General features: G+C 72.1%; 18 protein-coding genes. 14 read left to right on the plus strand and 4 right to left on the minus strand.

What is annotated here, in order from left to right:
* Positions 1 to 20: 20 nt before the first annotated feature.
* Positions 21 to 269, minus strand: a complete 249-nt coding sequence (locus AC3EN4_RS21465) for a DUF2630 family protein (protein ID WP_422735883.1) — start codon at positions 267 to 269, stop codon at positions 21 to 23.
* A gap of 465 nt (positions 270 to 734) precedes the next feature.
* Here AC3EN4_RS21465 and AC3EN4_RS21470 point away from each other — a divergent pair, with 465 nt between their 5' ends.
* The 9 genes from AC3EN4_RS21470 to AC3EN4_RS21510 all read left to right on the plus strand — a co-directional run bounded on the left by AC3EN4_RS21470 (position 735) and on the right by AC3EN4_RS21510 (position 10440).
* A complete protein-coding gene (locus AC3EN4_RS21470; protein WP_435207575.1) occupies positions 735 to 2072 on the plus strand; it encodes a cytochrome P450 in 1338 nt (445 codons plus the stop codon).
* A complete protein-coding gene (locus AC3EN4_RS21475) occupies positions 2069 to 2986 on the plus strand; it encodes a terpene synthase family protein (RefSeq protein WP_435207513.1) in 918 nt (305 codons plus the stop codon). Before AC3EN4_RS21470 ends, AC3EN4_RS21475 begins: the two co-directional genes overlap by 4 nt.
* Positions 2979 to 4592: a prenyltransferase gene (locus AC3EN4_RS21480; protein ID WP_435207514.1), complete on the plus strand. Its 1614-nt coding sequence runs from the start codon at positions 2979 to 2981 to the stop codon at positions 4590 to 4592. Before AC3EN4_RS21475 ends, AC3EN4_RS21480 begins: the two co-directional genes overlap by 8 nt.
* A 124-nt stretch (positions 4593 to 4716) precedes the next feature.
* Positions 4717 to 7272 carry a sensor histidine kinase gene (locus AC3EN4_RS21485; protein WP_435207515.1) on the plus strand — a complete coding sequence of 852 codons (2556 nt, stop codon included), beginning with the start codon at positions 4717 to 4719 and terminating at the stop codon, positions 7270 to 7272.
* A 91-nt stretch (positions 7273 to 7363) separates the two neighbouring features.
* Entirely contained in the window at positions 7364 to 7786 is a 423-nt protein-coding gene (locus AC3EN4_RS21490; protein WP_422735879.1) for a roadblock/LC7 domain-containing protein, read from the plus strand.
* Between the two features lie 5 nt (positions 7787 to 7791).
* Entirely contained in the window at positions 7792 to 8178 is a 387-nt protein-coding gene (locus AC3EN4_RS21495) for a DUF742 domain-containing protein (RefSeq protein WP_422735878.1), read from the plus strand.
* Positions 8159 to 8770 (plus strand): GTP-binding protein, encoded by a 612-nt coding sequence (locus AC3EN4_RS21500; protein WP_422735877.1) that lies wholly within the window; start codon positions 8159 to 8161, stop codon positions 8768 to 8770. The genes AC3EN4_RS21495 and AC3EN4_RS21500 overlap by 20 nt, the downstream gene beginning before the upstream one ends.
* 82 nt (positions 8771 to 8852) lie before the next feature.
* Entirely contained in the window at positions 8853 to 9188 is a 336-nt protein-coding gene (locus AC3EN4_RS21505; RefSeq protein ID WP_435207516.1) for a YciI family protein, read from the plus strand.
* Between the two features lie 4 nt (positions 9189 to 9192).
* On the plus strand, positions 9193 to 10440 hold the full coding sequence (locus tag AC3EN4_RS21510) for an RNA polymerase sigma factor (protein ID WP_435207517.1): 1248 nt from the start codon (positions 9193 to 9195) through the stop codon (positions 10438 to 10440).
* A gap of 488 nt (positions 10441 to 10928) precedes the next feature.
* On the opposite strand, the gene AC3EN4_RS21515 is transcribed toward AC3EN4_RS21510, so the two are convergent.
* The gene (locus AC3EN4_RS21515) at positions 10929 to 13781 is read right to left on the minus strand and encodes an aconitate hydratase (protein WP_435207518.1); all 2853 of its coding nucleotides are present in this window, start codon (positions 13779 to 13781) and stop codon (positions 10929 to 10931) included.
* Positions 13782 to 14042: 261 nt separating this feature from the next.
* On the opposite strand from AC3EN4_RS21515, the gene AC3EN4_RS21520 reads away from it, so the two are divergent.
* On the plus strand, positions 14043 to 14741 hold the full coding sequence (locus AC3EN4_RS21520) for a DedA family protein (protein WP_435207519.1): 699 nt from the start codon (positions 14043 to 14045) through the stop codon (positions 14739 to 14741).
* An 85-nt stretch (positions 14742 to 14826) separates the two neighbouring features.
* Here AC3EN4_RS21520 and AC3EN4_RS21525 read toward each other — a convergent pair whose 3' ends face one another.
* Positions 14827 to 15486, minus strand: a complete 660-nt coding sequence (locus AC3EN4_RS21525) for a C39 family peptidase (protein ID WP_435207520.1) — start codon at positions 15484 to 15486, stop codon at positions 14827 to 14829.
* Between the two features lie 1488 nt (positions 15487 to 16974).
* Entirely contained in the window at positions 16975 to 17154 is a 180-nt protein-coding gene (locus AC3EN4_RS21530) for a hypothetical protein (protein WP_435207521.1), read from the minus strand.
* Between the two features lie 19 nt (positions 17155 to 17173).
* Here AC3EN4_RS21530 and AC3EN4_RS21535 point away from each other — a divergent pair, with 19 nt between their 5' ends.
* From AC3EN4_RS21535 to AC3EN4_RS21550, 4 genes are all read left to right on the plus strand, one after another.
* Entirely contained in the window at positions 17174 to 17986 is an 813-nt protein-coding gene (locus AC3EN4_RS21535) for a hypothetical protein (protein ID WP_435207522.1), read from the plus strand.
* A gap of 37 nt (positions 17987 to 18023) precedes the next feature.
* The gene (locus tag AC3EN4_RS21540; RefSeq protein ID WP_422735868.1) at positions 18024 to 18413 is read left to right on the plus strand and encodes a DUF6841 family protein; all 390 of its coding nucleotides are present in this window, start codon (positions 18024 to 18026) and stop codon (positions 18411 to 18413) included.
* A 135-nt stretch (positions 18414 to 18548) separates the two neighbouring features.
* Entirely contained in the window at positions 18549 to 19214 is a 666-nt protein-coding gene (locus AC3EN4_RS21545) for a cellulose binding domain-containing protein (protein WP_435207523.1), read from the plus strand.
* 93 nt (positions 19215 to 19307) lie between these two features.
* Complete coding sequence (locus tag AC3EN4_RS21550) at positions 19308 to 20006, plus strand: cellulose binding domain-containing protein (protein WP_435207524.1); 699 nt, start codon at positions 19308 to 19310, stop codon at positions 20004 to 20006.
* Positions 20007 to 20050: the final 44 nt, after the last annotated feature.

Genomic DNA, 20050 nt, shown 5'->3' on the forward strand with positions numbered 1-20050 from the left:
GCCCGACCCGTCCGTGTCGGTCACTGCAGGTAGCGCTCCACCTCGGGCTTGGGGCGTTCGCCCTGCGAGTCGGGGTCGCCGTGGGTGGCCCGGGCGGCCCGCCGACGGCGCAGCAGGTCCCAGCACTGGTCGAGGGATTCCTCCAGGGCGCGCAGCCGCTCGCCGGCCTCGCCCTCGGTGCCCGACTCGTGGGCCTGGGCCTCCGCGCGCAGCCGGTGCTCCTCGTCGACCAGCTCGGAGATCCGGTTCAGGATGGTCTTGTCGTCCATGCCACAGAGCCTGGCACAGGGTGCCCGCCGTCGCCCGGATTCGGGGGTACCGGTGCGTCCTTGCTCACTGCGCTGCCCGACCTTTGGGATCGCACGGGCGCGACCCGTCCGGCACGTCCGGCGGCCGATCGACCCACCGGCCCGTCGTCGTCCGTACCCCGCCGACGGCGGCGGATGATCGGTGTACGGGCGCGACCTGCGTCGGTGTCGCATCCTGACGATCCACTCAGGACTGTCGCGCGGCCAAGACATCGATGCTCGTCTGGGACATTGGTCAAATCTCACCGGTCAGAGATCTAGAGGTGTCCCGGAATTGGTGAGATGCTTCCGACGCCCAGAAGGTGAAAATTTCACAGCCCCGACCGGCCGAAGTGGACCGCCCAGGCCGTCGGGGTGACGAGGAGACAGCGCATGTCCCAGGTGTCCGATGCCGGCCCCGCCCCCGTCAGCACCGAACCCCGGATGATCCCACTCCGTCGTGCCCTGCCCGCGCTGGTCCGCGACCCGCTCGGCGCGCTCGTCGGCTTCGCCGACGCCGCCGGCGGCGAGGTGGTCCGGCTGAACCTCGGCTCGTTCCGTCCGTACCTCGTCAGCCATCCCGAGCACCTGCAACGAGTGCTGAGGGACAACGTTGCCAACTACACCCGTGACGGGGAGGGTCTGTTGTGGCGGCCGGTCCGCCGGATCGTCGGCGACGCCATCCTGGTCGCCGAGGGCGAGATCTGGGAGTCCAGCCGGGGCGCCCTGCAACCGCTGTTCACCGCCAAGCGCGCCGAGACGCTCGTCGACCGGATGGCCGAGGCGATCAACGAGGCCGTCGACGAGTGGCTGGAGCCGGCCCGCGACGGCCGTCCGATCGACGGCGGCGCCGAGCTGACCCGGATCGTGCTGCGGACCACCATGCGGGTGCTCTTCGCCGACCGTATCTCGGTGCCCGACGCGCTGCGGATCAGCGCCGCGCTGGACACCGTCACCACCGCGATGCTGCCCCGCCTGCTGGTGCCGTTCGTGCCGTACGCGGTGCCGATGCCCGGCGACCGCCGCTTCGCAGAGGCGGTACGCACCATCGACGAGGTGGTGCTGCCGATCATCCGGGAGGCCCGGGCCCGGCCCACCGACGGCGACGACATCATCTCCACCCTGTGCCGGCCGCGCGCCGACGGCAGTGAGCCCGACGAGTACGCCATCCGTGGCGACGTGGTGGCGATGTTCTCCACCGCGACCGAGACCACGATCGCCCTGCTCTCCTGGCTGTGGCCGGTGCTGGCGTCCCGGCCCGACGTGGCCGAGCTGATGACCGACGAGATCGAGCGGGTGGTCGGCGCCGAGCGGGTCGGCCGGGAGCACCTGCCGCAGCTGCGCTACGGCCGGATGGTGCTCGACGAGATGCTGCGGCTCTACCCGGCCGGCTGGATGATCCCCCGGACCGCGGTCGGCGACGACGTGCTGGGCGGTGTGCGGATCAAGGCCGGTGGCACCGTACTGGTCAGCCCGTACGTCACCCAGCGGATGTCGACCTTCTGGGACGACCCGACGCTGTTCGACCCGGAGCGCTTCGCGCCGGAGAAGCCCCGCCGGCGCTACCGCTACTCCTACTTCCCGTTCGGCGGCGGCCCGCACCAGTGCCTGGGGCAGTATCTGTTCCTGCTGGAGGCGCAGCTCATCGTCAGCACCGTGCTGAGTCGCTACCGGTTCCGGCTGCGCGAGCCCGTCGGCCTGACACCCCGGCTCGGCGCCTCGCTGCAACCCAAGCAGCGGGCCGAGCTGATCGTCACCCCGGTCGAGCGTCCGGTCGCGTCGTGACCGGCACGCCGTGGCCGGTGCAGGCCGGGCCCGACGCCGTCGCCGAGCAGGGTCGGGTCTGCGCGCTCGCCGTGCGTGGTGTCCGCGACCTGCAGGGCGTCACCGCCGCCCACCCGGAACTCTTCGACGCCGCGCCGTTCGACGCCGCGCTGCTCAGCTCGGTAGCCACCGCGATCGCGTTCACCGCGCCGTGGCACACCGCCGACGAACTGCGGATCACCACTCGTACCCTGCTCTGGGTCTTCGCCGCCGACTGGCAGGTCGACTACCTCGCCCGGTCGGCCGACGACGTCCGGACGATCGTGACCGACTGCCTGGCGGTCGCCGACGGCGCCGCGCCGCCACCGGCAAGTCACCTCGCCCGGCTGCTGGCCGACCTGCGCGACGAGCTGGCCACCGTGCCGGCGTTCCGCCGGCTGCGCCCGATCTGGCGCGACGAGCTGGCCCGGATGCTCGCCGCCGTGTCGCGCGAGTGGGACTGGAAGAACCTGCCGACCGACCCGACCACCGGCCAGCGCCTGCCGGACCTCGACCGCTACCTGGACAACGCCGACAACCTGGCCTGCTCCTTCGTCAACGTCACGCACTGGATCGCCACCGGTGACCAGCGGACCCTCGCCCAGCTGACCGACCTGCTCGACGCCTCACGTGGCGTGCAGCGGGTGCTGCGTCTGGTCAACGACCTTGCCACGCACGAGCGGGACGCCGAGTGGGGCGACCTGAACGCCCTGCTGCTGGTCGACGACCCGGCGCGGGTGCACGCCCGGCTCGCCGAGCTGACCAGCCGATCCCGCGGCGACCTGGCCGCCCTCGCCGAGCGCTGCCCCCGCCAGGCGGACTACCTGCACCGGCAGATCTCCTTCACGGGCGGCTTCTACCAGGTGTCCGACTTCTGGGGGGCCCGTGATGAGTGAGATCCCGGGGCCGGTGCTGGCCGAACCCGCCACCGACGCCGCGCGCGAGCTGATCGCCGGCCTCGCGCTGCGACCGTGGGGGCAGGTCGCCCCCTCGGTGTACGAGAGCGGCCGGCTGGTCGCCGACGCGCCGTGGCTGCCGGGTCACGAGAAGCGGATCGACTTCCTGCTGCGCGAGCAGCGCCCGGACGGTGCCTGGGGCCCACCCGAGGGGTACGCCCTGGTGCCCACGCTCAGCGCCACCGACGCGCTGCTCGCCGTGCTGGCCGACGCCGTACCGGCCGGTGCGGACCTGCTCGCCCCGGCGGCGCGCGGGCTGCACGCGCTCACCGACCGGCTGCTCGCCACGCCCGCGCGGGCACTGCCGGACACCCCGGCGTTGGATCTCATCGTCCCCGCGCTCGTCGAGTCGATCAACGGCCGGCTGTCCCGGCTGTCCCGGGTGGCCCGGGCGACCGCCGAGCGGCTGCCGCGCTCCCCGCTGGCGCTGCCCGCCGGGCTTGGCCCCGACCGGCTGCACGCGGTACGCGCCGCGCTCGCCGCCGGGGTGGTGCTGCCGGCGAAACTGGCCCACTTCTACGAGGTGCTGGGCGCGACACCGGCCGACGCCGGACCGACCCTCACCGCCGTCGGGGCGTCACCCGCCGCGACCGCCGCCTGGCTCAGCGTCGTCGGTCCGGACGCCGGCCCCGCCGCGCACACCTTCCTGCGGACGCTCATCCGCGAGGGTGACGGACCGGTGCCCTGCCCGACTCCGATCACCGTGTTCGAACGGGCCTGGGTGCTCAGCGGCCTGCGCCGCGCGGGCATCGCGGTCAACCCGCCGGCGAGCCTGCTCCGCACCCTGGCCGCCGCCACCGCCGCCGAGGGCGTCGCCACCGGGGAGGGGCTGCCCACCGACGCCGACACCACCTCGGTCACGCTGGACGCGCTGGCCCGGCTCGGCCGTCCGGCCGACCCCGCGGGCCTGTGGGCGTACGAGACGACGGACGGCTTCTGCACCTGGCCGGGGAGCGAGGATGGCTTCTCGGTCACCACCAACGCGCACGTGCTGGACGCGTTCGGCCAGCACGTGGCCGCCCACCCCGGCGCGGACGCGCGGTACCACCGGACGGTCGACCGGCTCAGCGCCGTGCTGCCGGCACACCAGCTCCCCGACGGCCGTTGGCAGGACCGGTGGCACGCCTCGCCGTACTACGCCACGGCCTGCTGCGCGCTGGCGCTGGCGGAGTTCGGTCGCGGCGGCGGGGCGGTCGAGGCGCTCGACCGCGCGGCCCGCTGGGTGCTCGACAGTCAGCGTGCCGACGGGTCGTGGGGGCGGTGGGGCAGCACGGCCGAGGAGACCGCGTACGCCCTGCAGGTGCTGGTGGCCGCGCCGACCGGAGCGCCCCAGGTCGACGAGGCGGTGCTGCGTGGCCACGCCTACCTGCACCGACCGGCCGATCGGTCGGACCGTCCACTGTGGTACGGCAAAGAGCTGTACTGTCCTACCGCGATCGTTCGTGCGGCGATCCTGGCCGCCTGCCGGCTCGCCTCCGTTCATCTGACGGGTGCCGACCGTTCGGTGGTGGATTGTGGTTACCAGGCAACAAAAACAGCGACTTGAGGGGTTGTGTGGACACTGCTAGCGTACGCAGAGCCTCAGCCCCGTACGCCCCGCCGCGGCGGGACGTCGTCCTCCATGATCACCCGTTGATGAGCTGAGTCAACGCCCTGCCTGGGACGGTTCAATGCGTTCTCGCGGTACGAGTATCCGCACCAAGGTTGTCGCCCTGCTGCTCTCCCTGGTCGCGCTCTGGATGTTCGCGGCCTGGGTGACCCTGCGGGACGGCTTCAACCTGCTCGGTGTCCAGCTGCTCAACAGCAAGGTGTACGCGCCCAGCGAGCCGCTGTTGCAGGAGTTGCAGCTCGAGCGGCGGTTGACCCAGGCGTACCTGAGCAACCCCGACGCCGCGCAGCGTACGGCGTTGGAGACCGAACAGCGCAAGGCCGCCCAACTGGCGGACGACTTCGCCGAGTCGGCGCGCAACTGGCAGGTCGGCGTGGCCGGCAGCGAGGCTCTGGACGCCCAACTCGACGCCACGATCGCGCAGATCGACGAACTCAAGCAGACCCGCGCCGACGTGCTCGGCCGCAAGGTCGACCGGATCTCCGCCGCCGACGCCTACACCGACGCCATCGAATCGATCTTCCGGATCTACGACGTCACCGGCAGCCTCGACGACAAGGAGATCGCCGCCGACGCGGCGGCCCTGATCCAGCTCAACCGGATGAAGGAGCTGATCTCGCAGGAGGACGCGCTGCTCAGCGGCCTCTTCGGCACGGGCCGGATCAGCGGTCCCGAGTACGCCCGTTACGTCAGCCTGGTCGGCGCCGAGCGGTTCCTCGGCGAGGAGACCCAGGCCCGACTCGCCGACGCCGACCAACGCCGCTACCGGCAGCTCGTCGAGGGCGAGGCGTTCAGCCGCCTGCGCGCCGTACAGGACAGCATCATCCGCGAGGGCCGCCCGGCGACCCAGCTTCCGGTCAGCGCCGAGCAGTGGCGCGGCACGGTCGAGCCGGCTCTGGCCGACGTCAACGATGCCGTCGTCGACGGCGGCGAGGGCATCGTCGGCCGGGCCACCGGCGTGGCCGTGATGGTCGTCGTCCGGCTCGTGCTCGCCACCGGCCTGGGCCTGCTCGCCGTCATCGCCTCGGTCGTCGTCTCGATCACCACGGCCCGTACCCTCCTGCGCCAGCTCGACAGGCTGCGGCAGGCCGCCTGGCAGCTCGCCGACGAGCGGCTGCCCCGGGTGGTCGACCGGCTGGGCCGTGGCGAGGAGGTCGACGTCGCCACCGAAGCGCCTCCGCTGGAGTTCGGCACCGACGAGATCGGCCAGGTCGGCAAGGCGTTCAACGCCGTCCAGGAGACCGCCCTGCGCACCGCCGTCGAGCAGGCCGAGCTGCGTCGCAACGTCCGCGAGGTCTTCCTCAGCCTGGCCCGGCGAACCCAGGCGCTGGTACACCGTCAGCTCACCCTGCTCGACGCGATGGAGCGGCGCGAACACGACGCGGAGGAGCTGGAGGACCTGTTCCGCGTCGACCACCTGGCCACCCGGATGCGGCGCAACGCGGAGAACCTGATCGTGCTCTCCGGCTCCACCCCGGGCCGGGCCTGGCGGCGCAACGTCCCGATGGTGGACGTGGTGCGCGGCGCGGTGGCCGAGGTGGAGGACTACACCCGCGTCAACGTGCTGCCGCTGGGCGCCGTCTCGCTCGCCGGCCGGGCGGTCGGCGACATCATCCACCTGCTCGCCGAGCTGATCGAGAACGGCCTGTCGTTCTCGCCGCCGCACACCACCGTGGAGGTCCGCGGCCAACTCGTGGCGAACGGTTTCGCCATCGAGATCGAGGACCGGGGCCTCGGCATGAGCGAGGAGGACCTGGCCGCGGCGAACCACCGCATCGTCGACCAGTCCGAGCTGAACCTCGCCAACGCCGCCCGACTCGGCCTCTACGTGGTGAGCCGGCTGACCGAGCGGCACGGTGTGCGGGTCCGTCTCAAGGAATCGGCGTACGGCGGCACCACCGCCGTCGTCCTCATCCCGCTGGAGCTGATCACGGCGAACGGAACCGACCCGGAGGACTCCGGCGCGATCCCCGCCAGCCCGACGGCCATCGCGCTGCCGGCCGGCCCGACCGCCGTCGGCCCCGTCGAGGGCGGTCGTCCCGCCAGCCGCTCGACGGTCGCGGTCGCCACCTCGGCGACGGACATCAGCGCACCGGGCGCGCCGGAGCCGGTGACCCCGGCCGCGCCGGCGCTGACCGAGAGCAGTACCACCACCGAGCAGACGGACGGGAGCGACAAGGACGTCGTACTCCCCACCCGCCAGCGGACCGCGGCGGCGGACCTGCCCACCCGGGCCCGGCGTCTCCAGGGCCAGCCGGCCCTGGAGGGTCCGACGGTGCCCACCGGCCTGCCCGCCGTGGAGCGGGCCGGGACGGGTGGCGGCGAGCCGAGCGCCGACGGCGGGCCGGTCCCCGCGCGGACCGAGACCGACCGCACCGGCTCCGGCCTGCCGGTCCGGGTCCGCCAGGCGAACATCGTGCCCGAGCTGCGCGACGACCCGGCGGCGGCGACCGAGTCCGACGAGGAGGACGTGGTACGGCCACCCGAGCAGGTACGCCGGATGATGAGTTCCTATCAGACCGGCACCCGGCGCGGGCGGACCGACGCGGCGCGACTGCTCGGTGGCGCGTCGGGCGCGACGCCCGAGTCGACCGACGAGGAACCGCAAGCGACCTGACCGAGCACCGGCGCTGCGGGTTCCCGCGCGGTGTGACGGTCAAGCCCAAGACGAATACGGCGCAACTGCCGGGCGAGAAGAGGACGACGAAGTGGCCCAGAAGACGGCTTCGAGTGCCGACCTGACGTGGTTGCTGGATGATCTGGTGGGCCGGGTGAAGCAGGCCGAGCATGCGGTCGCGCTCTCCACCGACGGGTTGTTGATGGCTTCCTCGCAAGGGCTGAGCCGGGACGACGGCGAGCACCTCGCGGCGATGGCAGCGGGCATCCAGAGCCTGGCCCGGGGCGCCGGCAAGCGCTTCGGCGGTGGGCAGGTACAGCAGACGATCATCGAGATGCAGTCGTCGTTCCTGTTCGTCACGGCCGCCGGCCGCAACGCCTGCCTGGCCGTCCTCGCCACCGAGGACGCCGACGTCGGTCTCATCGCCTACGAGATGGCGATGCTCGTCACCCGCGTCGGCAAGTACGTGGCCTCCCCGTCCCGGAGCGCCGAACAGTCGGCTGGCGAGAGGTAACGGCCATGACGGTGCACGGGGATTCCGCAGAGCATCAGTGGGTGGATGACCATGCGGGCCCGGTGGTGCGCCCGTACGCGGTGACGCGCGGGCGGGCTCGCCCGGTCACCGGCACGTTCGACCTGATCTCCCTGGTCACCGCGACCCGCGCCGACGTGACGCCGGAGGTCGGGATCGGTCCCGAGCACCTGGCGATCGTCGGCCTGTGCCAGCGAATACAGTCCGTCGCCGAGATCGCCGCCCACCTCGACCTGCCGGTGGGAACCATCCGGGTGCTCCTCGGCGACCTGGCGGCCCGCAACCTCGTGCAGGTACGCGAGCCGCACACCACGGCCGGCCTTCCCGACAACAGCATCTTCGAGGCGGTAATCAATGGACTACGGGCACTCTGACCGGCCGGCGGGAGCGACGCCACTGCCCACCGCGATCAAGATCCTGGTCGCCGGTGGCTTCGGCGTGGGCAAGACCACCATGGTCGGAGCGGTGAGCGAGACCCGGCCGTTGCGCACCGAGGAGGTGCTGACCGAGACCGGTGTCGGCATCGACGACCTGTCCGGGGTGGAGAGCAAGACCACCACCACCGTGGCGATGGACTTCGGTCGGATCACCATCAGCGACGACCTGGTGCTCTACCTGTTCGGCACGCCCGGGCAGGACCGGTTCTGGTTCGTCTGGGACGAGCTGGCGCTCGGCGCGATCGGCGCGGTGGTCCTTGCCGACACCCGTCGGCTGGCCGACTGCTTCCCGTCGATCGACTACTTCGAGGGTCGCGGCACCCCGTTCGTCGTGGCGGTGAACTGCTTCGAGGGCGCCCGCAAGTACCGGCTCGACGAGGTGCAGACCGCGCTGAACCTCGACCCGGGCGTACCGGTGCTGCTCTGCGACGCGCGTCAGCGGGAGTCCAGCAAGGAGGTGCTGGTGACCCTCATGGAGCACGCCATGAAGACCCGCGAGGCCCGTCGGCGCGCAGCCAGCGGAGACTGACCGAGGTTTTTTCCGGGAGGCTGTCCGGATCGCTCCGGTCCGCTCGTCATGCTGGCGACGACCCGAGAGACAGGAGCGACCGTTGAAGTTCATGATGTTCGTCTGTAGCGACACCGCACCGGACACCGACCCGACCGAGCTGCCCGACATCCACAAGTGGGTGGCCGACAACGACGCCCGTGGCCGCCGCCTGACCGGCAACGTGCTGGCACCGGCCAGCGCGGCCACCACGGTCCGGGTGCGTGCCGGCGAGCTGCTGGTCTCCGAGGGGCCGTTCGCGGAGACCGCCGAGGTGATCGTCGGCTTCGACCTGCTCGACTGCGCGGATCTGGACGAGGCGATCGAGGTGGCGCGCGCCCATCCGATGGCCCGGGAGGGACGGCTGGAGCTGCGCCCGTACGGGGCGCTGTCCAGCTGATCGGATGACCGGCACCGACACCACGACCGAGGTGCCCGACGACGTCGGCTCGGCCGCGGCGGCGCAGGCCGTCGCGGCCGCCGGCGTGGACGCGTACCCCAGGATCGTCGCGACCCTGATCCGACTCACCGGGGACTGGACGTTGGCCGAGGACTGCGCCCAGGAGTCCCTCGCCGTCGCGCTGGAACGCTGGCCCGGCGACGGCGTGCCGGCCAATCCCGGTGGCTGGCTCATGACGGTGGCCCGCAACCGGGCGCTCGACGTGCTGCGTCGGGCCACCGTGGAGCGCCGCAAGCTGCACGACCTGGCGCTGCTCGCGCCGACCGACGCGCGGCCCGAGCACGACGTCGAGGACGACCGGTTGAGGCTCATCTTCACCTGCTGCCACCCGGCGCTCGCGCTCGACGCCCGGGTGGCGCTCACCCTGCGGACCGTCTGCGGCGTGCCGACCGCCGACATCGCCCGCCTGCTGCTGGTCAGCGAGTCGACGATGACCCGCCGGCTGACCCGGGCCCGGACCCGGATCGCGCAGGCCGGCATCCCGTACCGGGTGCCGAGCGGACCGGCGCTGGCCGAACGGCTGCCCGGCGTGCTCGCCGTGCTGTACCTGCTGTTCACCCGGGGCTACGTCCCCGACGGCGAACCGGCGTTCGCCGCCGAGGCCGTCCGGCTGGCCCGGTTGCTGGACGGGTTGATGCCGGAGCAGTCGGAGGTCGCCGCGCTGCGGGCGCTGCTGCTGTTCCAGCACTCCCGGCGGGACGCCCGCCGGGACGCGGACGGCAATCTGCTCACCCTCGCGCGGCAGGACCGGGCCCGGTGGGACCGCGCCGCCATCGCCGAGGGCCAGGCCGCCCTCGCTCGGGTACGCGACGACGGGCCGTACGCGTGGCAGGCCCGGATCGCCGCCTGCCACGCCACCGCGTCGTCCACCGACACCACCGACTGGCCGACGATCGCGCGGGCCTACGACGCACTGGCCGACATCCGGCCCTCACCGGTGATCGCGCTCAACCGCGCGGTCGCGCACGGCTACGCGTACGGGCCAGCCGCCGGGTTGGGCCTGCTCAACGCGGCGCGTACCGGGGAAGGGCTGGACGGCTACCCGCTCGCCGCGGCTGTGGAGGCCGACCTGGTGGCCCGGCAGGGCGACCGGAGCCGCGCGGCCATCCTGTTCCGGGAAGCGGCGGCGATGGTGAGTTCGACCGCCGAGCGGAGCGCCCTGCTGAAGCGAGCGACCGAGCTGTCCCGCTAAGCCCTGCCCCGCCCGCCCCGCCCCGTCCCGCCCCGCCCCGCCCCGCGATCTTGCACTTTCTGTGCCGGCAAAAGGGGTATCCCACTCATGTTGACAACAGGAACTGCAAGATCGGCGCGATCTTTTCGCTCGGTCGGGTCCTTGGACTGGCCCTGCCCGGCACTGCGAGCGGCACCGACGGACGTGGCCCGACGGGCGACCCTGATCCCCGAGTTCTCCCGGATCACCCGCCCCGCACCGACGAGGAGGCCCGCGCGGTCGCACTGCGGCTGCGTTGAGCGGGGACCTGTTCCCGGATCCGTCGCTGGCCGTACGTCATTCTTGCCCTTTGCTCTGCTTCACTCCGCGCAACACTGACTGTTCGGTGCCGTTGCGCCCGTTGAAGCAGAGCAAAGGGCACGAGACAGTAACCCGGGGCATCGGAAGGCAGAGATGTTGAAGGGCCGCTCCCCGCCAGCGCGGGAAGCGGCCCTTTCAGGTGTACGACGTCAGTTGGCGATCATGCGGCGCAGCACGTACTGCAGGATGCCGCCGTGGCGGTAGTAGTCCGCCTCACCCGGGGTGTCGATCCGCACGACGGCCTCGAACTCCACGCCGGTGTCGGTCGTGACCGTCACGGTGCGCGGGGTGTCGCCGTCGTTCAGGGCGGTCACACCGGTGATGGTGAACATCTCGGTGCCGGTCAGGCCCAGCGACTCGGCGGTGACGTCCACCGGGAACTGCAGCGGCAGCACGCCCATGCCGATGAGGTTGGAGCGGTGGATCCGCTCGTACGACTCGGCGATGACCGCCCGGACGCCCAGCAGCATGGTGCCCTTGGCCGCCCAGTCCCGCGACGAGCCGGAGCCGTACTCCTTGCCGGCCAGGATGACCAGCGGGATGCCGGCCTCCTGGTAGGCCATCGAGGCGTCGTAGATCGAGGTCTGCTCGCCGGTCAGGTGGTTGACGGTGAAGCCGCCCTCCACCCCGGGCACCAGCTGGTTGCGCAGCCGGATGTTGGCGAAGGTGCCCCGGATCATCACCTCGTGGTTGCCCCGGCGTGAGCCGTACGAGTTGAACTCGTGGCGCGGCACACCGTGCTCGGCCAGGTAGGTGCCGGCGGGGGAGTCCGCCTTGATCGCACCGGCCGGCGAGATGTGGTCGGTGGTCACCGAGTCACCCAGCTTGGCCAGCACCCGCGCGCCGGAGATGTCGACGACCGGGCTCGGCTCCTGCTGCATGCCCTCGAAGTACGGGGGCTTGCGCACGTAGGTCGAGTCACTGTCCCAGGCGAAGGTGTCGCCGGTCGGGGTGGGCAGCGACTGCCACCGCTCGTCACCGGCGAAGACGTCGGCGTACGCGGCACTGAAGCCGGTCGCGCCGATCGCCTGGGCGATGACGTCCTGGATCTCGGCGCTGTTCGGCCAGATCTCCCGCAGGTAGACCGGGTTGCCCTCGGTGTCCTCACCGATCGGCTCGTTGGCCAGGTCGATGTCCATCGTGCCGGCGAGGGCGTACGCGACGACCAGCGGCGGGGACGCCAGGTAGTTCATCTTGACGTCCGGGTTGATCCGGCCCTCGAAGTTGCGGTTGCCGGACAGCACCGAGACGACCGACAGGTCGTGCTCGTTGACCGCGGCGGACACCTCCTCGGGCAGCGGGCCCGAGTTGCCGATGCAGGTCGTGCAGCCGTAGCCGACGAGGTTGAAGCCGAGCTTGTCCAGGTACGGCGTGAGGCCGGCCCGCTCGTAGTAGTCCATGACGACCTTCGAGCCCGGGGCCAGGGTGGTCTTCACCCACGGCTTGCGGGTCAGGCCCTTCTCGACCGCGTTGCGGGCCAGCAGGGCCGCGCCGATCATCACCTGCGGGTTGGACGTGTTGGTGCAGGAGGTGATCGCGGCGATCACCACGGCGCCGTGGTCCAGCTCGTACTCCACGCCGTCGGTGCCGGTGACCCGGATCGGGTTGCTGGCCCGACCGCCGGCGCCGGTGGCCGCGGTCTCCAGGTCGCGCGGCTCGTCGGCCGGGTCGCTGAACTCGTTGGCGGGCGGGTCGCTGGCCGGGAACGACTCGGCGCTGGCCTCGTCGGCCGGGCCGTTCGCGCCGCGCGGCAGCTCCTCGCGGGCCACGCTCGGCTTGAGGTCGCGCTCGGCGGTCGAGTCGTCGGCGACGTAGTCGGTCAGCGCCGAACGGAACAGCGTCTTGGCGCTGCCCAGCGGCACCCGGTCCTGCGGGCGCTTCGGGCCGGCGAGCGACGGCTCGATGGTGCTCAGGTCCAGCTCCAGGCGCTCCGAGTAGGAGGGCTCGGCCGCCGGGTCGTGCCAGAGGCCCTGCTCCTTGGCGTACGCCTCGACGAGCGCGACCTGCGCGGCGTCGCGGCCGGTCAGCTCGAGGTAGCGGACGGTCTCCGCGTCGATCGGGAAGATCGCCACGGTGGAGCCGTACTCCGGGGACATGTTGCCGATGGTGGCCCGGTTGGCCAGCGGAACGGCGCTCACGCCGGGACCGTAGAACTCGACGAACTTGCCGACCACGCCGTGCTTGCGCAGCATCTCGGTGATGGTCAGCACCAGGTCGGTGGCGGTGGTGCCGGCCGGCATCTCGCCGGAGAGCTTGAAGCCGACGACCCGGGGGATCAGCATGCTGACCGGCTGGCCGAGCATCGCGGCCTCGGCCTCGATGCCGCCGACGCCCCAGCCCAGCACGCCCAGGCCGTTGACCATGGTGGTGTGCGAGTCGGTGCCGACGACGGTGTCCGGGTACGCCTGGCCGTTGCGTTCCATGATCGTACGGGCCAGGTACTCGATGTTGACCTGGTGCACGATGCCGGTGCCCGGCGGGACGACCTTGAACTCATTGAACGCGGTCTGGCCCCAGCGCAGGAACTGGTAGCGCTCCTTGTTGCGCTCGTACTCCAGCTCGACGTTGCGGGCGAACGCGTCCTCGCGGCCGAACAGGTCGGCGATCACCGAGTGGTCGATGACCAGCTCGGCGGGGGCGAGGGGGTTGACCTTGGTGGCGTCGCCACCCAGGTCGCGCACGGCCTCGCGCATGGTGGCCAGGTCGACCACGCAGGGCACGCCGGTGAAGTCCTGCATGAGCACCCGCGCCGGGGTGAACTGGATCTCCACGCTCGGGTCGGCGGTCGGGTCCCATCCGCCAAGCTGCTGGATGTGGTCGGCGGTGATGTTCGCGCCGTCCTCGGTCCGCAGCAGGTTCTCCAGCAGGATCTTCAGGCTGTACGGCAGCCGGTCGTGGCCGTCCACCTTGTCGATCTTGAAAATCTCGTAGCTCGCGTCTCCGACGCGTAGCTGGGTCTTCGCACCGAAGGTGTCGAGGCTCGCCACGTCGTACTCCTTCACACCAGCGACCGTGAGTAGTCCTGAGCAGTCTGTCGCACCGGCCGGGGTGCCGCCGAGGTTAGGTAACACTTACCGCCGATTGCGATCTCAAACAAAACCGTACGTCCGTCTTGCTATTTACGCAACCCGGCCTCACCCTGCCTCCCCGCCCTACACCTAGCCTCCTAGGACGCGCTACGCAGTGTGCGCGGCGAGCCGAGAGGCCGCTCGGGCGCACCGGCCGCGGGTAGGGTTCGAGGTCCGGCCGGAGGAGGGTCACCCGTGTTCGACGTCCAGCACTGGCTCGTGTCGCTGCCGCCGATCGCGGTCTACCTGCTGGTCGCCGGGGTGATCGGGGTGGAGAGCATGGGGGTGCCGCTGCCCGGCGAGATCGTCCTGGTCAGCTCCGCCCTGCTCGCGGCCACCGGAGTGGTGGAACCGGAGTGGGTGGCGACGGCCGCCGCGACCGGGGCGATCGTGGGTGATTCCATCGGGTACGCGGTGGGCCGTCGCGGGGGACGTCCACTGCTCGCCCGGCTGGGCCGGCGCTTCCCCCGCCATCTCGGTCCCGCCCAGGTCGCCCGAGCCGAGCAGAGCTTCGCCCGGCACGGCGTGTGGGCGGTGTTCTTCGGTCGGTTCGTGGCGCTGCTGCGGATCCTGGCCGGCCCGCTCGCCGGGGCCCTGCGGGTGCCGTACCGGCGGTTCCTGGTGGCCAATGCCGCCGGTGGGCTGGTCTGGGCGTTCGGCACCACGTACCTGCTGTTCAGCGTCGGTCGGGCGGCCGAGCACTGGCTCAAGGACATCTCCTGGGCCGGCCTGGTCCTCGCGGTGCTGGCCGGCCTGGGCAGCACCTGGTGGCTGCGTCGACGTGCCCATCGTCTGGAGGCCGTCGAGCCGGAGCCGTCCGTGGCGCCGGAGCGTCATGCGGAGTCGGCGCTGGTGCCGGACGCCAAGTCGGCGCGTGCCGCCGGAAACCCCTGACCAGGTGCCGCTGCCGGCTGGTAGTCCCTGGACGTGCCGAAAGGGCCGGGCCCCGTGGTGGGGTCCGGCCCTTCGCGGTTGGTTGTTAGCTGGTGGCGTAGCCGCGGGTGGCGATCCAGTCGGCGAGGTGCTCGACGGTGATCTGGTAGGAGGCGGTGTCGGGGTTGGCGGAGTCGGCGATCGTGACGACGTTGCCGTTGTCGCGGTAGCCGGTGACGCTGATGTAGTGCCCGCCCTCGAAGGAGTGGGTGTTGCCGTCGGTGTCGGTGCTGGTGCCGGCGATGTTGGCGACCACGGCCCGACCGTTGTCCACGGTGCGGATGATGTCGGCGCGCAGCTGGTCGGTCTGCTTGGCGTCGGCGTCGGGCGTGCTGATCTCGACGCTGTGGTAGGCGTCGGTCTTGCCGGTCTCCTTGTTCAGCACCGGGGTGATGTCGTTGATGCTGTTGGTGCCGGCCTCGGTGGTGCCCATCTCCTTGGCCATGGCGTCCACGCTGATGTCCTTGCCCTGCACACTCAGGGCGTTACGGGCCGCGGCGGGACCGCAGTAGTAGAAGTTCGGCTGCGCCTCGTACCGCACGCCGAGCTGCCGCTCGCCGTGACCCTTGCGGTCGGTCTGGGTCTGGGTGGTGGGCTTGGCGTCGGCCATGGCGTACGCGGCGGTCACCGGTCCGGCGATGGCGCCACCCGTGAACGCGAGACCAGCGGCGGTCAGAGCGGTCTTACGAATCAGATCGGTACGCATGATGGCGTGCTCCTCTGCTTCATCGGGGGATACGCGCCGACACACGGGGGTGTGCCGGGCGGAGTTCTAGGGATTCAGCCCGGCGACCCGACGAAGGGGTCTGCGCGGGGCTGGTGCAACGGTCCGGGTCGGCGGGTCATTCCCCACCGGGGACCGGGGACGGCCGGTGGTGCTCGGCCGTGCGGGGGGTGTAACGACACCCGGCCGCCGGGTGTTCCCGGCGGCGGCTACCGGCCCTGGGCCGGTGCTGCTCGGTGGTGCGGGGGTGGCAACGACGCCGGCCTGCCGGGTGTTCCCGGGGGCGGCCCCGTTCCGAGCCGACGCGATGGTGCGGGGTGTGCGATCGGGCCGACGGGCGCGGCCCCGGGGGTCGGGGCCGCGTGCCAGGTATAACGACCCCGCCCGGCCCGCGATTCCGCCCGCACGGTGCCACCGACCACAGCCCGTCCGAGCCGAAAAGCGGACAGACGTCGCATCCGTGACGCCATGCCCGGCCCTCACCGGCTCTCGCGCGCGTGATCGACTCGACGTCGGCGATGTCGGGGTATCCGGGCGTGCGGGATACCCCGACATCGGCGATCCCGAGTCGATCACGCCCCGGCCGGCGACCTCAGGCGCCCAGGCGCCGCCGCCAGCGACCCCGGGCGCTGCCCGGCTGTCCCCCGCCGGCGCGCGGCAGCCGCGTCCGCGTACCCCGGGTGCGACCTCAGGTGGTGCCCGCCATCAGGGGGTCGTCGGGTCCGCCTGGGGTGCGCCGTGTTGGCGGGGGATGGTGGGGGTCGCCGGCCAGGGGATCTCGGGGCTGGGGTGGAAGGTGATGCCGGCGGTGGACCAGCGTGGGCCGTGCCCGGCCAGGCGGGACAGACCGTCAGTCCCTACCGGCGATGATCGACTCGACATCGCCGAAATGGCGGTATCTCCGCACAAGGGATGCCCCCACATCAGCGACCTCGTGTCGATCAAGGCACGGCTGCAGCCGACCGCTGGTACCCAGGCGCCGCCTGGTCAGCAAAAACCGGACAAATCACGCTCCGTGTGCCGACCCGGACCCCGATGCCGAGCCGGACCCGGCCCAACGCCGACGCCGGCCCAACGCCGACCCCGACCTCGACGCCGACCCGGAGCCGGCCCAACGCCGACGCCGACCCAGCCCCGCCCCCGGCCCAACGCCGGCCCAACGCCGACCCGACGCCAGCCGACGGGACTGGGCCACGCCTGGCGGGCAGATGATGTGCGCAACATCGGGGATGTTGCTGCCTCACAGCCGGCGAAGGCAGCAACATCCCCGAAAGTGCTGTCTCGCTGACCGGGGGCGCGCCAGTCCGACCGGGAGTCAGACGGCGCATACGGAGCCGGGCAAGATCGTGCTTGAGCCAGGAAGTAGGCCCCTCGGCGCGCGGTCGAGGCCACTACAACCAGGTTCGAGCACGATCATGCCCGCACGACACGTCCCGCGCGGACGTGCGCAAGGGTGGCCCGGCGGGTGGGTCAGGCGGAGTCCGCCGCCTCATTGGCCTGGGCGTGGCGTTCCCGCAGTCGCTGTCGGATCTCCTCCGGGGTGTACGCGCGCCGCCGCCGCTCGGCTCGGGCAATGACCACACCGGACGCTGCCACTCCGGCGAGGCCGGCCAGGCCGAGGATCTTCCACCACCGCATTCGCTGCCCCATCGGCCTAGGCTAGACCCTCATGAGCATCAGCCTGGATGAGGCCGTCGAGTTGACCCGTACCGGCGACGTGTGGGTGTTCCGGGGTCGCAGCGTGCCGGACCGGGCGATCCAGTTCACCACGAACAGTCCGGTCAACCACGTCGGGATGGCCGTGGTGCTGGACGACATGCCGCCGCTGATGTGGCACGCCGAGTTGGGCAAGTCCCTGCCGGACCTGTGGTCGGGTACCCACCAGCGTGGTGTCCAGTTGCATGACCTGCGGGACGCGGTCTGCGTGTGGGCCAACCGGTACGGGCAGCGGGCCTGGCTGCGGCAGCTCGACCCGCCGGCCGAGGGCGAGATGGAACGCGCGGTGCTGCGGACCGTCGCGCGGTTGGACGGTACGCCGTTCCCGTCCACCGCGCAGTTGGCGTGGCGCTGGGCGCGTGGCCGGGTGCCGTCGCTGCCGCGCCCCGGGCAGGCCGTGCTCCGCGCGGTGTCCCGGGCCACCCGAGCCGTCCCAGGGATGCCGGCCGGCCCGAGCAGCGCGCCGGCCACCCCGAGCAGCGCGCCGGCCACGCCGAGCAGCGCGCCGGCCGGCCCGAGCGGCGCGCCGGCCGGCCCGAGCGGCGCGCCGGCCGGCCCGAACAGCGCGGCGGCGAAGGAGCGTGCGTTGGAGACGGCGTACTGCGCCGAGGTGGTGGCCGTGACGTACGAGGCGATGGGTCTGCTGCCCGCCGGTAAGCGTCCGAACTGGTACGACCCGGGTCGGTTCTGGAGTGGCGACGACCTGGGGTTGGCCGGTGGCGCCCGACTGGGTACGGAGATCGAGGTGCGGGTCCCGGCCCGCTGAGGTTTGGCCCACCCGGTGAGCGGCAATTGCTGTCGCCGTGAACGCCTCCATGGATCTCGACACGCTGACCGGCTTCTTCGACCGGTACGGTGCCGCGTTGACCTCGGGCGACCTGCCGTCCCTCGGTGGTTGTTACGCCCTGCCCGGGTTGGTGGTGGCGGACACGTACAGCTTCTCGTTCACCTCGCTGGCGGCGGTCGCGCTGTCCTTCGTGGGCGCCGCGCCCGACTACCAGGACCGGGAGCTGATCGCCGCGCATGCCCGGATCGAGGACGTGCAGCCGGTGTCCGCGCTGCTGACCCTGGTGTCGGTCGAGTGGGAGTTCCTGGACAGCCAGGGGCGTGCGGTGCCGGGGGAGCGGTACCGCTACCTGCTACGAACCTCCGGTGAGGGGCCGCTGATCTGCACGGTCGTCCGGACGGCCTGAGCACCGGCGGACCGTCGCCGCAGCTGAGCCGTTTTCCGGGCGGGAGGGTCCTATCGGTTTGATCCGTACCCGCCCGGCTTTCCGGTCCGGCCGGCGCTGGCTACGCTGTCGCGTCGGTGGACGAGGGGAGACCTGATGGCGGTGGGGCCGGACGGCGCGGGAGGTCCGCGGACGGCGCGAGTGGTGCTGTCGCTGCCGTGGATCGTGGTGCTGGTGGGCGTCTGCGCGCTGGCGGTGCTGTTGGTGGTCGCGCTGTTGTCGTTCCGGACCCGGGAGCGGGAGAGCACGCCGCAGGCCGCGCCGCCGGTGTTCCTGCCGACGACGCCGGCTGCCGCGTCGTCGGCCCCGACGCCGGGTGGGTTGGAGCGGCGGACGGCGTCGCCGCGCCCGTCGCGCAGCAGCCGGACGCCGTCGCCGCGCGCCACCACGAAGTCGCCGTCGCCGGGCGCGACGAGCGGCGCGGCCCTGGCGACGAAGGACCCGGTGGTGTCGGCGCAGTACAAGGTCGGTACGGATGGCTGGAACGCGACCGACGCCACGCTGTCGGTGACCAACGAGTCGGACCGGTCGGTGGACTGGCGGGTGGAGTTGGCCTTCGCCGACGACACGCGGGGCCTGCGGGTGAGCGGCGCGGCGGGGATCTCGGTGGCGGCGCAGGGTGACGGTGCGTTCGTGCTCAGCGGCGGAGAGTCGTTGGGTGCGGGTGACTCGCAGACCCTGCGGTTGCGGGTCAGTTGGGAAGGATCGGCGCAGCGTCCGGTGCGGTGCGTGGTCAACGGGGTGGAGTGCCGGCTCAGCTGACCGGGCGTCGGGTTACGTCGCACGCGACGTCGGCGCTTTCCGGGGCGGGCCGTCGATCGCTAGGCTGCCCGGACGGCCCGCTGAGGGAGGTACATGTCCGGCATGCGTCGTGCCCCGCGACCGTCGTCGCACGGTCCGGCGGCCATCGCGTCGTCGCCGTGGATTGTGGTGGGCGCGGGCGTCGTCGTGATGGTGGTCCTGCTGTTCGTGGCCCTGGGCGCGTACCGGGGGCGTAGTCCGGCGCGGGACGGCGGGCCGCCACCCGCCGCGGGTCTGCCGTTGCCGCAGGCGCCGGCTTCGCCGTCCGAGTTGTCGCCGACGCCGCTGGCGGAGAACTCGGCGCTGTTGCCCGGGTTGTCGCCGCGGGCCAGTGGGTTGCCACCGAGCGCACCGGTCACGTCGCGGCCGCCGACGGTCGGCCCGCCGGTGGCGCCGCCGTCGGCGCGGCCGTCGACCCGGCCGCCGCCGCAGCAGCCGCCGGCGGTGAGTGGACGCTACCGGGTGGTGCAGAGCTTCGACGGGGGCTTCATCGGCGAGGTGCTGATCGTGAACGCGTCCGGTGTGGACCGGGGTTGGACGGTGTGGTTCGAGTTCTCCGGTGGTCGGCTGGTGACCACCTGGGTCGAGGGCGTGCCCCAGGGGACGGTGCGGCAGTTCGACGGCGGCTTCACGTACGTCAGTGGTGTGGATGTGCCGGCCGGCGGGTCGGTGGCGCTGCGGTTCCACCTGGAGCGGGCGGCCACGACGCCGCGGGGGTGCACTGTCGACGGAGTGCGCTGTAGCGGGTTCTGACCGACGCTTGCGCAAGTTTGCTGCTCTGTTACGACTTTGTTTGC

This window comes from Micromonospora sp. bgisy143 (genome assembly GCF_057708145.1).

Bases quoted from the DNA above. Each gene is read 5' to 3' on its own strand.
- AC3EN4_RS21535 (WP_435207522.1), top strand. From the start codon at position 17,174: ATGAGCATCAGCCTGGATGAGGCCGTCGAGTTGACCCGTACCGGCGAC.
- AC3EN4_RS21480 (WP_435207514.1), top strand. From the start codon at position 2,979: ATGAGTGAGATCCCGGGGCCGGTGCTGGCCGAACCCGCCACCGACGCC.
- AC3EN4_RS21500 (WP_422735877.1), top strand. From the start codon at position 8,159: ATGGACTACGGGCACTCTGACCGGCCGGCGGGAGCGACGCCACTGCCC.
- AC3EN4_RS21550 (WP_435207524.1), top strand. From the start codon at position 19,308: ATGTCCGGCATGCGTCGTGCCCCGCGACCGTCGTCGCACGGTCCGGCG.
- AC3EN4_RS21485 (WP_435207515.1), top strand. From the start codon at position 4,717: ATGCGTTCTCGCGGTACGAGTATCCGCACCAAGGTTGTCGCCCTGCTG.
- AC3EN4_RS21510 (WP_435207517.1), top strand. From the start codon at position 9,193: ATGACCGGCACCGACACCACGACCGAGGTGCCCGACGACGTCGGCTCG.
- AC3EN4_RS21465 (WP_422735883.1), bottom strand. From the start codon at position 269: ATGGACGACAAGACCATCCTGAACCGGATCTCCGAGCTGGTCGACGAG.
- AC3EN4_RS21545 (WP_435207523.1), top strand. From the start codon at position 18,549: ATGGCGGTGGGGCCGGACGGCGCGGGAGGTCCGCGGACGGCGCGAGTG.
- AC3EN4_RS21530 (WP_435207521.1), bottom strand. From the start codon at position 17,154: ATGGGGCAGCGAATGCGGTGGTGGAAGATCCTCGGCCTGGCCGGCCTC.
- AC3EN4_RS21525 (WP_435207520.1), bottom strand. From the start codon at position 15,486: ATGCGTACCGATCTGATTCGTAAGACCGCTCTGACCGCCGCTGGTCTC.
- AC3EN4_RS21495 (WP_422735878.1), top strand. From the start codon at position 7,792: ATGACGGTGCACGGGGATTCCGCAGAGCATCAGTGGGTGGATGACCAT.